11 protein-coding genes and 1 pseudogene are annotated in these 12,820 nt (G+C 71.1%); 2 read left to right on the top strand and 10 right to left on the bottom strand.

The window, feature by feature from the left end; genetic code table 11:
- Positions 1 to 70 precede the first annotated feature (70 nt).
- On the bottom strand, positions 71 to 1,996 hold the full coding sequence (locus tag OHB56_RS22835; RefSeq protein ID WP_406355346.1) for a prolyl oligopeptidase family serine peptidase: 1,926 nt from the start codon (positions 1,994 to 1,996) through the stop codon (positions 71 to 73).
- A gap of 178 nt (positions 1,997 to 2,174) precedes the next feature.
- On the opposite strand from OHB56_RS22835, the gene OHB56_RS22830 reads away from it, so the two are divergent.
- Positions 2,175 to 3,002: an SURF1 family protein gene (locus OHB56_RS22830; protein ID WP_055596458.1), complete on the top strand. Its 828-nt coding sequence runs from the start codon at positions 2,175 to 2,177 to the stop codon at positions 3,000 to 3,002.
- Positions 3,003 to 3,015: 13 nt separating this feature from the next.
- On the opposite strand, the gene OHB56_RS22825 is transcribed toward OHB56_RS22830, so the two are convergent.
- The 9 genes and pseudogenes from OHB56_RS22825 to OHB56_RS22785 form a co-directional block, all read right to left on the bottom strand.
- Positions 3,016 to 4,569 carry a hypothetical protein gene (locus OHB56_RS22825; RefSeq protein ID WP_406355344.1) on the bottom strand — a complete coding sequence of 518 codons (1,554 nt, stop codon included), beginning with the start codon at positions 4,567 to 4,569 and terminating at the stop codon, positions 3,016 to 3,018.
- On the bottom strand, positions 4,566 to 5,240 hold the full coding sequence (locus tag OHB56_RS22820) for a SigE family RNA polymerase sigma factor (RefSeq protein WP_406355342.1): 675 nt from the start codon (positions 5,238 to 5,240) through the stop codon (positions 4,566 to 4,568). The genes OHB56_RS22825 and OHB56_RS22820 overlap by 4 nt, the downstream gene beginning before the upstream one ends.
- 473 nt (positions 5,241 to 5,713) lie before the next feature.
- Entirely contained in the window at positions 5,714 to 6,775 is a 1,062-nt protein-coding gene (locus OHB56_RS22815; RefSeq protein ID WP_406355340.1) for an aspartate-semialdehyde dehydrogenase, read from the bottom strand.
- Positions 6,775 to 8,052: an aspartate kinase gene (locus tag OHB56_RS22810; RefSeq protein ID WP_326753904.1), complete on the bottom strand. Its 1,278-nt coding sequence runs from the start codon at positions 8,050 to 8,052 to the stop codon at positions 6,775 to 6,777. Before OHB56_RS22810 ends, OHB56_RS22815 begins: the two co-directional genes overlap by 1 nt.
- Before the next feature lie 312 nt (positions 8,053 to 8,364).
- Complete coding sequence (locus OHB56_RS22805) at positions 8,365 to 9,462, bottom strand: hypothetical protein (protein WP_406355338.1); 1,098 nt, start codon at positions 9,460 to 9,462, stop codon at positions 8,365 to 8,367.
- Between the two features lie 360 nt (positions 9,463 to 9,822).
- A pseudogene (locus tag OHB56_RS22800) lies at positions 9,823 to 9,909 on the bottom strand (signal peptidase I); the annotation flags it as partial.
- A gap of 156 nt (positions 9,910 to 10,065) precedes the next feature.
- Positions 10,066 to 10,725 (bottom strand): DUF5063 domain-containing protein, encoded by a 660-nt coding sequence (locus OHB56_RS22795; RefSeq protein WP_406355336.1) that lies wholly within the window; start codon positions 10,723 to 10,725, stop codon positions 10,066 to 10,068.
- Positions 10,718 to 11,317 carry a recombination mediator RecR gene (recR, locus tag OHB56_RS22790; protein WP_055596469.1) on the bottom strand — a complete coding sequence of 200 codons (600 nt, stop codon included), beginning with the start codon at positions 11,315 to 11,317 and terminating at the stop codon, positions 10,718 to 10,720. Before recR ends, OHB56_RS22795 begins: the two co-directional genes overlap by 8 nt.
- Before the next feature lie 58 nt (positions 11,318 to 11,375).
- Positions 11,376 to 11,717 carry a YbaB/EbfC family nucleoid-associated protein gene (locus OHB56_RS22785; protein ID WP_326753901.1) on the bottom strand — a complete coding sequence of 114 codons (342 nt, stop codon included), beginning with the start codon at positions 11,715 to 11,717 and terminating at the stop codon, positions 11,376 to 11,378.
- A gap of 340 nt (positions 11,718 to 12,057) precedes the next feature.
- Between OHB56_RS22785 and OHB56_RS22780 the strand changes: the two genes are divergently transcribed.
- The gene (locus OHB56_RS22780) at positions 12,058 to 12,810 is read left to right on the top strand and encodes an SLATT domain-containing protein (protein WP_326753900.1); all 753 of its coding nucleotides are present in this window, start codon (positions 12,058 to 12,060) and stop codon (positions 12,808 to 12,810) included.
- Positions 12,811 to 12,820: the final 10 nt, after the last annotated feature.

Below are 12,820 nucleotides of genomic sequence, written 5' to 3'. Positions count from 1 at the left end.
GACGGCCGGGGACGTGACCGTCCGGTGCCCCCCCCGGGCCGGAGCCCGGGAAGCCCCGCGTCGCGCTCCCTCAGCCCTGCTTCCCGGCCTCCGCCCCCGCCCCCGTCCCCGTCTTCGTCCCCAAGTGCCGTTCCGCGAAGTCCAGTTCCAGGCGGACCTGCTTGATCCGCTCGTCGACCACCAGGGAGCCGTGCCCCGCGTCGTAGCGGTAGACCTCGTGGGGGGCCTCGCGGGACTGGAGGCGGTGGACGTAGTTCTCGATCTGCCGGATCGGGCAGCGGGGATCGTTCACTCCGGCCGAGATGTAGACCGGCGCCTTCACCCGGTCGACGTAGGTGATCGGGGAGGACGCCTCGAACCGCTCGGGCACCTCCTCGGGCGTGCCGCCGAGCAGCGTGCGGTCCATCGCCTTCAGCGCTTCCATCTCGTCGTGGTACGCCGTGACGTAGTCGGCGACCGGGACCACCGCGATGCCCAGTGTCCACGCGTCGGGCTGGACGCCCAGGCCGAGCAGGGTGAGGTAGCCGCCCCAGGAGCCGCCGGTGAGGATCAGGCGGTCGGGGTCCGCGAGGCCCGAGTCGATCGCCCACGCGCGGACCGCGGCGATGTCCTCCAGCTCGATCAGCCCGACCCGGTGCTTCAGGGCGTCGGTCCAGGCGCGGCCGTAGCCCGTGGAACCCCGGTAGTTGACGCGGACCACCGCGTACCCGTGATCGACCCAGGCGGCCGGGCCGGCGGCGAAGGAGTCGCTGTCGTGCCAGGTGGGGCCGCCGTGGATGTCGAAGACGGTGGGCAGCGGGCCGGTCGCGCCCTCGGGCTTCTGGACCAGGGCGTGGATGCGGCCCCCGGGGCCCTCCACCCAGACGTCCTCCACCGGCACCGAACCGGGCGAGCGCATCCCCGGCGGGTCCAGGACGACCTCGCCGGTCGTGGAGCGGACCGCCGACGGCTGGGCCGACGACGACCACAGGTACTCCACGCTGCCGTCGGGCCGGGCGGTCGCGCCCGAGACGGTGCCGGGCGGGGTGTCGATCTCCACCAGCTCCGGGCCCGCCAGGTCGTAGCGGAACAGTTCGCTGCGGGCCTCGAAGCCGTGCGCGATGAGCAGGCCCGTGCCGTCCGGGAACCACTCGGCGCTCACGTCGCCCGGCAGCTCCAGGGAGAGGTCCGTCTCCTCGCCCGTCGCCACGTCCCACACCATGGGCTCCCAGCGGCCGCGCCGCTGATGACCGATGAGCAGACGCGTGTCACCGTCCACGGGGGCGAAGCCCAGCACCTCCAGGCCCAGCTCCTCGGTGCCGCCCTTGGTGTCGTCCAGCTCGGCGACGGTGGTGCCGTCGGGGCGCAGCACCCGCAGCGCCGAGTGCATCGCGTCGCCGTGCTCGGTGTGTTCGACGGCGATCAGCGAACCGTCGTGCGAGAGGTCCCCGACGCCCGCCGACTCACGGTGCCGGTAGATCTCCACCGGCGCCACCGGTTCCGCGGGCGCCTCGGCCCCTTCGGCTCGTGGGACGGTCCGCACCAGGTGGATCGTCGTACCGTCCTCGTCCGTGGAACGGCCCACGACGGCCGTCCTCCCGTCCCGGCCGAGGGCGAGACCGGCCGGGTACGAGGCGTCCAGCCCCGGAGCGGCGAGTTCGTCGGGACCGCCCGCGAACGGCTGGCGGCGCCAGACGCCGAACTCGTCGCCGTCCTTGTCGTCGAACCACCAGATCCACTCGCCGTCGGGTGAGAGCACGCCGTCCGTGGTGCCGTTGGGCCGGTCCGTCACCTGGCGCTGCTCACCGGTCGACCGGTCCCAGGCGTACAGCTCGTACGTCCCCGTCGCGTTCGACACGAACAGGGAACGGTCGGGGGCGTCCTCCGCCCAGTCGGGCAGGGACACCCGGGGTGCCCGGAAGCGCTTCTCCCAGTCGGGCGTCTGTTCGCCCTGATGTACTCGCTCGGTCCGGTCGGTCCGCCCCGCCGGTGCGTCGGACCCGTTGCTCTCAGTCATGGCCCCATAGTGCCCGTCCCGGCGGGTGTCGTGCCGCCGAGACCCCCAGCCTGTGGACAACCGAGCTCCCCGGCCTGTGGACAGCCGGCGGGATCACCTGTGGACCACCGGCGGGATCACGGGTCTCCGGGGCGGCCCCGCGGCCCGGTTTCCGGGGGCGGCACCGTACGGTGGGGGGGTGTACCGGTTTCTGCTGACGCCCCGATGGTGGGGGATCAATGTCTTCGTGCTGCTCGCCATCCCCTTCTGCATCTTCATGGGTTCATGGCAGCTGGGCCGGTTCGAGGACCGCGTCGAGAACCACCGCAGTGCCGAGGAGAACGTCGCCTCCGGCCGGCAGGAGGAAGCCCGGCCGCTGGACACGCTGCTGCCGGTGACCAAGGAGACCTCCGGCCGGCAGGCCACCGCGAGCGGCCGCTACGAGGAACAGTTCCTCGTGCCCCACCGCGACCTCGACGGCGAACCCGGCCACTACGTCCTGACGCTGCTGCACACCGACACCGGCAAGGTGCTGCCCGTCGTACGGGGCTGGCTGCCCGGCGACCCGAAGCCGGCCGGCACGCCCGCGCCGCCGGACGGCGAGGTCACCGTCACCGGGGCGCTCCAGGCGTCCGAGACGCCCGGCAGCAACGGCGTCACCGCGCTCAGCGGCCTGCCCGAGGGGCAGACCGGCGCGATCAGCTCGGCCTCCCTGGTGAACCTGGTGCCCCACGACGTGTACGACGCGTGGATCACCCTCACCCAGGGCGACTCGGGGATGCGGGCGGTGCCCGCGGTCGCGCCCGGCGGTACCGGGCTGGACCTCAAGGCCTTCCAGAACCTCGGCTACACCGCCGAGTGGTTCGCCTTCGTGGGCTTCGTGATCTTCATGTGGTTCCGGCTGGTGCGCCGCGAGGCGGAACTCGTCCGGGACACGGAACTGGGCCTGGTCCCGGACGAGGAAGCGAAGCCCGAGCCGGGCCGGCAGCAGGACCAGCAGGACCAGCCGAGCCCGTCAGGAGTCTGACGGGCGGGTCCGGTCAGCCCGCCGTGGTCGGCAGCAGTCCCGTCCAGTAGACGGTCCCCGCGCAGGCGTTGGACACCGTGGCGGTCGCCGTGCCCGCTCCCGACGCCGGGGTGTACGTCAGCGTCACACTGCCGTCGGCGGTGCCGTCCGTCCTGAGGAGCTGGGTCAGGACACCCGTGTCGCCGCCCGTGGACGTGCCGTCGTCGACCGTCGGTTCCTCGGAAGGGCTGGGATCGGGCGAGGGTTCGCCGGTACCGCCGTTGTCGCCGTTGTCGCCGCCCCCGCCGTTGTTGACGGGGCAGGGCTCGGAAGGCACCCAGGCGAACTTCACGTCGTACGACTCACCCGGCTTGAGCACCAGCTGCCCGGCCTCCAGGGACGGGTCCGGCAGACCCGCCGCCGCGTCCCCGGCCGTGTGCCGGGCCCGGCCCACCTTGGTGGCGTCGGCCGCGCCCAGCGGCGTCACGCCCAGGCTTCCCGGGCCGTCGACCGTACAGCCGGTGGTGGACACGTTGGCGACCCGGAAGGAGCCGTAGACCACGCCGGTGGAGTCGGGGGCGCCGCTGCTCGCGACGGCCTGCCCGAGCTGTGCGGCCGTGCAGACGGGTGACCCCGAGGCGGCGCTCGCCGAGGGGCCCGCCCCCTCCGTCACGCCGGTGCTCGTCCCGGCCTTGGCGCCCTTCTCCTTCTCCTTGCCCTTCCCGCCGTCCTTCCGGCCCTTCTCGACCTGGTCCGAGGCGCCGCCCGACGTGCTCTCGCCACCGCCGGGGCCCTTGCCCTCGCCGGTGCCGCCCTGCGCCTGCGAGGCGTGGCCCACGGTGGACGGGCGGGCGTCGGGGTCGGTGGACCGGGAGACGTGGACGAGCGCCGGTACGGCCGTGCCGAAGAAGAGGACGGTGGCCGCCGCGCCGACGAAAATCTGCCGCTTGCGTGCCCGGCGGGCCGGCACGGCGCGTCGCAGGTACTCCAGCGAGCCCTCGCTCGGCTCCACCACGCGCACCGAGCTGTGCAGCAGGCTGCGCAGCTCCAGCTCGTCCAAGCCGGCTTCCTGCCCGTCTTCCTGTCCGGGCTCTTGGGTCTCCTGGCCGGCGTTGCGGTCGCTGCCGTCGTTCACAGTTCCGTTCCCAGCGTGCGATTGCTTCGTCTGCTGTCCGAGCGGCGACGCCGCCCCCCGCAGCACGGGCGGGCCGTCCCCGCCGGGGGAAGCCGGACCCTCGGCTTCGGTCACGCCCTCGGCTTCGGACGTGCCACCGGACTCGGGCCTGCCATCGGACTCGGACGTGTCCTTGGCTTCGGACGTGCCCTCGGACGCATGCTCCTCGGCCGTCCGCTCCTCGGCCGTCCGCTCCTCGGGCGCGTCCTCTTCGAGTTCGCGCTCCCCGGCCGCACGCACTTCGGGCTCCTGTTCCTCGGGTTCGCTTTCCTCTGGTTCCCGCTCGTCGTCCTCGGGCTCGCGCTGTTCGCTCCCGGGGGGGCGCACGGGCGTGCCTTCCTCCGCCCCGCGCCCTTCCTGCTCGCGCTCCTCGCCGCGCACGTCCTCGCCGCGGGCGTCCTTCCCGGCGCTCATACCGTCGCCTCCATGGCCACCCGCAGTGCCGCTATCCCGCGCGAGCCGTACGCCTTCACCGAGCCCAGTGAAATGCCGAGCGTCGACGCCACCTGCGCCTCGGTCATGTCGGCGAAGTAGCGCAGCACCAGCACCTCGCGCTGACGGCGCTGGAGCCCTTTCATCGCCTTGATGAGGGAGTCCCGTTCCAGCAGGTCGTACGCGCCTTCCTCCGCGCTCGCCATGTCGGGCATGGGCTTGGAGAGCAGCTTGAGGCCGAGGATGCGGCGGCGCAGCGCGGAACGGGAGAGGTTGACGACCGTCTGACGCAGATACGCCAGGGTCTTCTCCGGGTCCCGGACGCGTTTGCGGGCGGAATGGACACGGATGAACGCCTCCTGGACGACGTCCTCGCAGGAGGCGGTGTCGTCGAGGAGGAGTGCGGCGAGGCCCAGCAGCGAGCGGTAGTGCGCGCGGTAGGTCTCGGTGAGGTGGTCGACGGTCGTGCCGGCCGCCACTACGTCGTCGGCACCGCCGTCACGCTGACTGGGTATGCGGGCAGGCCGCGCTGCGGGCATCGGCGCGATCACCGGCATGCCACCGGACGCACCGGCCTTGCGGGGTCGGAGAGCCTGGCGGGGCGGGCATAGAGCCGGGCCGCGCGGCGTTGCGAAGTCGAGTACCTCAGCCACGCCAGTTGGACACGCTTCCCCCCATGAGGGTTGTACGCGTCGGGCGTCGTGTTTACGGCGCCCGGTACAGACCGGCCGGCATCGTCCGGGCCCCGCCGATCACCGCCCCGTGCCGGTCGTACGCCGTCCCGCGACGACTGCGCCCCGTTCCCACCGGGCAGCACCACCGACAGCACACCGAATGCCCTCATGCGTCCCGCACTTCCCCTATGCCTCATATGAACGGACGTCCCCACGTCCGGTTCCGGACGTCCCCACGTCCGGAAAAGACCGCCTCGTCCCCGAGTGCGCCCCGAAGGGGATGCCCGCAGAGACGCTTTCCGCCCCGCGCACGGTTGCGCGGGGCGAAAGGTAAATCCTCGACCGCGGGCCGGTCAGGATCAAGAGATCCGAGACACATGACCCGTTCACATCACTTGAACGGATCTTACAAAGCAAATGCAGTGACCAAGGATTATTTACGATCCGGAAGGTCAGGACCGGTCCGGCACCGCCAGCAGTTCGGCGATCTGCGCGGTGTTGAGGGCCGCACCCTTGCGGAGGTTGTCGCCGCAGACGAAGAGCTCGAGTGCCGTCGGGTCGTCCAGGGCACGGCGTACCCGCCCCACCCAGGTCGGGTCGGTGCCGACGACGTCGGCGGGCGTGGGGAACTCCCCCGCGGCGGGATTGTCGTACAGCACGACACCGGGCGCGGTGGCGAGGATCTCGCGGGCCCCGTCGACGGTGACCTCGTGCTCGAAGCGGGCGTGCACGGTGAGCGAGTGCACGGTGATCACCGGCACCCGTACGCAGGTCACGGCGACCGGGAGGCGGGGCAGGCCGAGGATCTTGCGGGACTCGTCGCGGACCTTCATCTCCTCCGAGGACCAGCCGTCCTCGCGCAGCGACCCGGCCCATGGCACGACGTTCAGCGCGACCGGCTCCGCGAACGGCCCGGTGTTGTCCCCCACGGCCCGGCGTACGTCACCGGGTCCGGTCCCCAGCTCCGTGCCCGCGACCAGGGAGAGCTGCTCCCGCAGGGTCCGCACGCCCGCGTGCCCGGCCCCGCTGACCGCCTGGTACGAGGAGACGACCAGCTCGCGCAGCCCGAACTCGGCGTGCAGCGCACCCACGGCGACGATCATCGACAGGGTGGTGCAGTTCGGGTTGGCGAGGATCCCGCGCGGGCGGATCCGCGCGGTGTGCGGGTTGACCTCGGGGACGACGAGGGGCACCTCCGGGTCCATGCGGAAGGCGCCGGAGTTGTCGACCACCACCGCGCCCCGCGCGACGGCGACGGGCGCCCACCGCGCGGCGACCTCGTCGGGGACGTCGAACAGCGCGACGTCGATCCCGTCGAAGGCCTCCTCGGTGAGCGCCACGACCTCGGTCTCCTCGCCGCGCACGGTCAGCTTGCGGCCGGCCGAGCGCGGGGAGGCGATCAGTCGGATCTCGCCCCAGATGTCCGCCCGCTGGGACAGGATCTGGAGCAGGACCGTGCCGACGGCTCCGGTCGCTCCCACGACCGCGAGCGCCGGTCGTCCGGACCGCGTCATCAGCGGCCGGTACCCCCGTAGACGACGGCTTCGTCGCTGTCGGAGTCCAGCCCGAAGGCGGTGTGCACGGCGCGGACGGCACCGTCCACGTCGTCCTTGCGGGTGACGACCGAGATGCGGATCTCGGAGGTCGAGATCAGCTCGATGTTCACGCCCGCGTCGGACAGCGCGGTGAAGAAGTCGGCCGTGACCCCGGGGTTGGTCTTCATACCGGCGCCGACCAGGGAGATCTTGCCGATCTGGTCGTCGTAGCGCAGGGATTCGAAGCCGATGGCGCCCTTGTTCTTCTCCAGGGCGTCGATGGCCTTGCGGCCCTCGGTCTTCGGCAGCGTGAACGAGATGTCCGTCAGGCCCGTGGAGGCCGCCGACACGTTCTGCACGACCATGTCGATGTTGATCTCGGCGTCGGCGATCGTACGGAAGATCGAGGCCGCCTCGCCCGGCTTGTCCGGCACACCGACGACCGTGACCTTGGCCTCGGAGGTGTCGTGCGCGACACCGGAGATGAGCGCCTGCTCCACCTTCTTGTCCCCTCGCTGAATCGGCTCACTGCTGACCCACGTGCCCGGCAGTCCGCTGAAGGACGAGCGGACGTGGATCGGGATGTTGTACCGGCGGGCGTACTCCACACAGCGGTGGAGCAGCACCTTCGACCCGGAGGCCGCCAGTTCGAGCATGTCGCCGGTGGAGATCCAGTCGATCTTCCGGGCCTTCGGCACCACCCGCGGGTCGGCGGTGAACACGCCGTCGACGTCGGTGTAGATCTCGCACACCTCGGCGTCGAGGGCGGCCGCCAGGGCCACCGCGGTGGTGTCGGAGCCGCCGCGGCCGAGCGTGGTGATGTTCTTGCCCTGCTGGCTGACGCCCTGGAAACCGGCGACGATGGCGATGTTGCCGTCGTCCACCGAGGCCTGGATCCGGCCGGGCGTGACATCGATGATGCGGGCTTTGTTGTGGACCGAGTCGGTGATGACACCCGCCTGGCTGCCGGTGAAGCTCTGGGCGTTGTGGCCCAGGTTCTTGATCGCCATGGCCAGCAGGGCCATGGAGATCCGCTCTCCCGCGGTCAGCAGCATGTCGAGCTCGCGCCCGGCAGGCATCGGGGATACCTGCTCGGCGAGATCGATCAACTCGTCCGTCGTGTCGCCCATCGCGGAAACCACGACGACCACCTGGTGGCCGTTCTGCTTGGCTTCCACGACCCTCTTGGCGACGCGCTTGATGCCTTCGGCATCGGCTACGGAGGAGCCTCCGTACTTCTGCACGACAAGGCCCACGTGCGCTCCTCGCTCATTCCGTCGTTGTCCCACGCTGTGCGCACAGGTGTGCCCAGCCCGGTCGGCTCATTCTATCGAGCACCCGGAAAACGCCTTCTCGATATCGCATCGTGAGACTTCCGGGCACCCGCGCAGGGGGCTCATGCCCAGCCCGGGACCGACCACTCGGAAAAGCGACCTGCGTCACACCCTCACGGCTCGCGGCCGCTCGACGACCATGCCCTTCCGGCCCGCGCAGGCGGCCAGTGCCCTTGTCCTCGTCGGCGCCACGGGCGCGCGGAGGGGCACGGGCGAGCGCGCGAGGTGTCGTGGTCACGGGTTCCAGCGCCTGGACGGGAGGCCGTTCGCGATGCGGTCGCGGTTGTCGCGGTAGTGGTAGAAGACGCGGTCCTCGATGGGCACCGGGCGGAAGGTGTCGGGCACGGACCCGCCCGTGCGCCGTTCCAGCTTCTTCCTCAGGAAGAACGCGGACGTGGTGCCCAGGTGGGCGATCTCCTCGATCTCCTTGACCATGTCCTCGTCGGTCACCGGTTCGTCCGGGAGCTCCTGACGGCAGTTCTCGCAGACGCCCCGGTCGATCTTCACCGTGCGTTCGTCCTGGTCACAGGTGGCGCAGGCCATGATCACGCGGGTCACGCGGGCGCGCGGTTCGCTCTGCTGCGGAGGCATCTTCGACTCCAGTCGTCGGCGGGCGAATCCGCCCGGGTTGCTGACAGTGGGCGGGAGCCCGCCGGTGAGGGCTCGGGTGATGTCGCGCGGCGTCGCGCCTCGGGCCAGCCACTCCTCGGCGAGAGGTTCGAGGGAGCGGCAGTCGCCTTCGGTGAGCTGCAGACGGGCGTCGGCGGCACGCAGTCCGGCGAGGACGCGGTACGCGGCGCTGTCCGGCTGGGCCTCCGGCTCGACCTCGGGCTCGATGCCGACCTCGGGCTCGATGCCGACCTCGGGCTCGATGCCGATCTCGGGTTCGGGCTCGATGCCGGGCTCGTCGGCAGCCGGTACGTCGATGGTCACCCCGTCCTCGATACGCGCCAGGCCGGGCTGGTGGTCCCGGGTCACGTCCTTGCCGTGGCGCTCTCGCGCGAATTGCGCCCACCACTCCGGTGACCTGCGGGTACGCGACCAGTAGGTACGCGTGACCCACCGCATGGTGTGGTCGTCGAGGGTGATGTGTTCCTTGATCCAGCGCAGGTGGCCGGCCTCGGTGATGCGGGTCAGCGCCGTGCGCGTCGCCTGCTGGCCGTAGCGCGGGTGCTCCGCCGCGAGGACCTTGTGGGCCATCGAGTGGCCGGTGTCGAGGTGGTCGATGAAGACGGCGAGCTCAGCCTCGCGCGGGAGCAGATGTGCGAAGTCGGCGTCCGCGTGCGGGTCTTCGTCACCTGCAAGGCGTTTCCCGTACCCCGTTTTGGCCATGGGGTGGGACGGGGACGGCAGGGCGGCACTAGGGTGGGCGTAAGCCACGGTCGAAGCTCGATTCGTTCCGTAGGTCAGGCCCCGGAGCCGGTGTTGGCGCACCGACCGGGGCCGATCTGTTTGCTCGTTCGCCGCGAACCTAGAGCCGCTTCACGCTCCGACGCAAGCCGATCACGAAACGTCACCCATTCGAGGTGCGTCGTCTCAATTCACCTTCAGACTTGGTTGGTTGGGTATTTCAACCACACCAGAAAACCCAGGAAAGCCCATGGGAAGAGCTCGAATCCCGGGGCTCAAGCTCCGGGCTGAACTGCGGCGATGAACGCCGACCAGGCGAGGGCGGAGACGTGGAACTCCGGCCCCCGCGTCCTTGAAGTGCCCGAGGATCCAGCCCCGGTCCAGCACCGCGTCCTTGCCCGCGTTGCCGACGTACACGCTGTCGTCCATGCGGCGCACCCACCCCGAACGTGAACACTTCGGCCACCACTGTCCACATGGCGCTCTTTTGAGCGCTTAAGGGACACTTGCCTGCTGAGTGTTCACGCTTTTCAGCACGGCACACGCTCTCGGCGTGCACGTCCGGCACTACCAGGCGCCACGCGTTTATGTGACCGCGCGCATGCCCAGCGGGGTGCCGATCTCCTCCGCCATCACCCTGCCCGCCTCGATCTCCAGGGTGTCGTCGCCCATGCCCTGATCGGTGTCGAGGCCGTCCAGGGCGGCGAGGGGCTGGTTCAGGCGGACGTGGGCCACTACCGACTGGAGCGCTCGCAGGGCCGCGGAGGCGGTGGAGCCCCAGTTGGAGAAGTAGGAGAACTGCCACCACCACAGGGCTTCCGTGGTGCGGCCGGCGCGGTAGTGGACCATGCCGTGGCGGAGGTCACTGATGACGTCGGTGAGGTCGTCGGAGATCCGGGCCGGGACCGGCGCCGTACGGGGCTCGTACGGGTCGAAGACCTCGGAGTAGACGTCGACCGGCTCCAGGAGGCGGGCGAGGTTCTCGCGGAGTTCGTCCACGTCGGCCTCGGGGCCCGGATCGGGCTCGTAGCGCTCGTCGGGGACGATGTCCTCGTGCGCGCCCAGCCGGCCGCCGGCCAGCAGGAGCTGGGAGACCTCGAGCAGGAGGAAGGGGACCGCCGAGTCCGGCTCGTCGCCCTTGGCGACCTCCGTGACGGCGACCAGGAAGCTCTCGACCTGATCCGCGATCTGGACCGAGAAGTCGTCCGGATCCCGGTCGGTCATGTGCAGCGTGGCATCAGACATCTAGGAGTCGTCTCCCCTCGAAGGCGCGGCCGAGGGTGACCTCGTCCGCGTATTCCAGGTCTCCGCCCACCGGAAGGCCACTGGCCAGGCGGGTGACCTTCAGGCCCATGGGCTTGATCATGCGGGCGAGATACGTGGCCGTGGCCTCGCCCTCCAGATTCGGGTCCGTGGCCAGGATCAGCTCGGTGACCGTGCCGTCCGCCAGCCGGGCCAGCAGTTCCCGGATGCGCAGGTCGTCCGGGCCCACCCCGTCGATCGGGCTGATCGCGCCGCCCAGGACGTGGTAACGGCCCCGGAACTCGCGTGTGCGCTCGATGGCCACGACGTCCTTGGGCTCCTCCACGACACAGATGACGGCGTTGTCGCGGCGGGTGTCACGGCAGATGTTGCACAGTTCCTCCTGCGCGATATTGCCGCAGGTGGCGCAGAAGCGGACCTTCGCCTTCACTTCCATGAGGGCGTGGGCGAGACGCCGTACGTCCGTCGGCTCCGCCTGGAGGATGTGGAAGGCGATCCGCTGGGCGCTCTTGGGACCGACGCCGGGCAACCGCCCGAGTTCGTCGATGAGGTCCTGTACCACGCCTTCGTACAACGGACTGCCATCCTTCCTGGGTTCCTTCAGTACGTACCGTAGAGGCCTGCGGCCCGTCTTAGAAGGGCAGACCGGGGATGCCGCCGCCGCCCAGGCCCTGGGCCAGCGGGCCGAGCTTCTGCTGCTGGAGGTTGTGCGCGTTCTCGTTGGCCGCCTGGACAGCCGCGACGACGAGGTCCGCGAGGGTCTCGGTGTCCTCCGGGTCCACCGCCTTCGGGTCGATCTTCAGGGCGCGGAGCTCGCCGGCGCCGGTGACGGTGGCCGTCACCAGACCGCCGCCCGCCTGGCCGTCGACCTCCACGTGCGCGAGTTCCTCCTGCGCCCGGGCCAGGTCCTGCTGCATCTTCTGGGCCTGCTGGAGCAGCTGCTGCATGTTGGGCTGGCCACCACCGGGGATCACGATTCAGCTCCTTGGTCGGTCCGCTCTTACGGGACTTTTCCGTTCGGCACGAGCCTACGTGGTCCGGGCGGCCGTCGCCGCAGCACTCTTTCGAGTGAGTCACCCTCGCGCCCTATACCTGATCACAGCCTCCTTCCGGGTGGAAGTGGCGCTCGAACCCCCGACCCGGCCACCCGTTGGGCGGTAGGAAGGGGTTTGGCACGTCCGCGTCCGGCGCCCGGGCGGGGGCCGCACAGGCGCCGAGCAGGGACTCGCAGGAGTCCAGTAGGGGTCAGGCCAGGGTCGGGTCCGGGTTCGGATTCGGGTGGGGCCGGGTTCCGGGGTCAGTAGGGAGTAGCGGGTGGTTCAGCCGGAGATGCAGCCCGAGGGCCGTCCGCAGGACGGGGTCGGCGAGGGGGCGGCCGGGCTGCGGCCGGGCGATCTGACCGGGCGGGTGTTCCCGCTCGGGGACTGGGGCGAACCCGCACCCCGGCTGGACGAGCTGTACCGGTGGGTGGAGCGCGGGGCGCTGGACACCGCCGCCTGGTATCTCGCGGACCGGGCCTGGAAGCGGCGGTGCGCGCGGGTCCTGCGTACGGGGGCCGCGGCGGGGGCGGCCTCCGGGGCGGCGCTGCCGCTGCTGGATCTGACCGGAGCGACCGACGGCGTCGCCCCGTGGGGGTACATGGCGCTGCTGCTCGCGGTCGTCTGTGTGGCCGCGGACCGGTTCTTCGGGGTGACGTCCGGCTGGATGCGGGACGTGGCGACCGCGCAGGCCGTGCAGCGGCGGCTCCAGGCATTCCAGTTCGACTGGGCGTCGGAGTGCGTCCGCGAAGTGCTGGGACCGACCGAGGGCACCGCGAGCGAGGCGACCGAGCGGTGCCTGTCGGTGCTGCGGCGGTTCTCGGAGGACGTGAGCGAGCTGGTGCGGGTCGAGACGACGGACTGGATGATGGAATTCCGTACGGCCACGAGCGTGCCGCCGGGCATCCAGGGGGCGCCGGCGGGCACGGGCCGCCCCGAGTCGGCCGGGCAGCCCCACGGCCGCTTCCCGTCCGCGCCCGGGGCCGCCCGCCCGAACATGCCCCGGCAGCGGCCGCCGGAGCCGAGGTGAGTGCTCCCGG

It is taken from the genome of Streptomyces sp. NBC_01635 (genome assembly GCF_045209715.1).
Taxonomy (GTDB): domain Bacteria; phylum Actinomycetota; class Actinomycetes; order Streptomycetales; family Streptomycetaceae; genus Streptomyces; species Streptomyces hirsutus.
The sequence above is the reverse complement of the archived record's forward strand: the minus strand, read 5'-3'. Positions and strand labels throughout refer to the sequence as shown.

What these genes read in the sequence shown, in the direction of transcription:
- OHB56_RS22835 (WP_406355346.1), bottom strand. Translation starts at nt 1,996, where the DNA reads ATGACTGAGAGCAACGGGTCCGACGCACCGGCGGGGCGGACCGACCGG.
- OHB56_RS22825 (WP_406355344.1), bottom strand. Translation starts at nt 4,569, where the DNA reads ATGAGCGCCGGGAAGGACGCCCGCGGCGAGGACGTGCGCGGCGAGGAG.
- OHB56_RS22815 (WP_406355340.1), bottom strand. Translation starts at nt 6,775, where the DNA reads ATGACGCGGTCCGGACGACCGGCGCTCGCGGTCGTGGGAGCGACCGGA.
- OHB56_RS22805 (WP_406355338.1), bottom strand. Translation starts at nt 9,462, where the DNA reads ATGGCCAAAACGGGGTACGGGAAACGCCTTGCAGGTGACGAAGACCCG.
- OHB56_RS22795 (WP_406355336.1), bottom strand. Translation starts at nt 10,725, where the DNA reads ATGTCTGATGCCACGCTGCACATGACCGACCGGGATCCGGACGACTTC.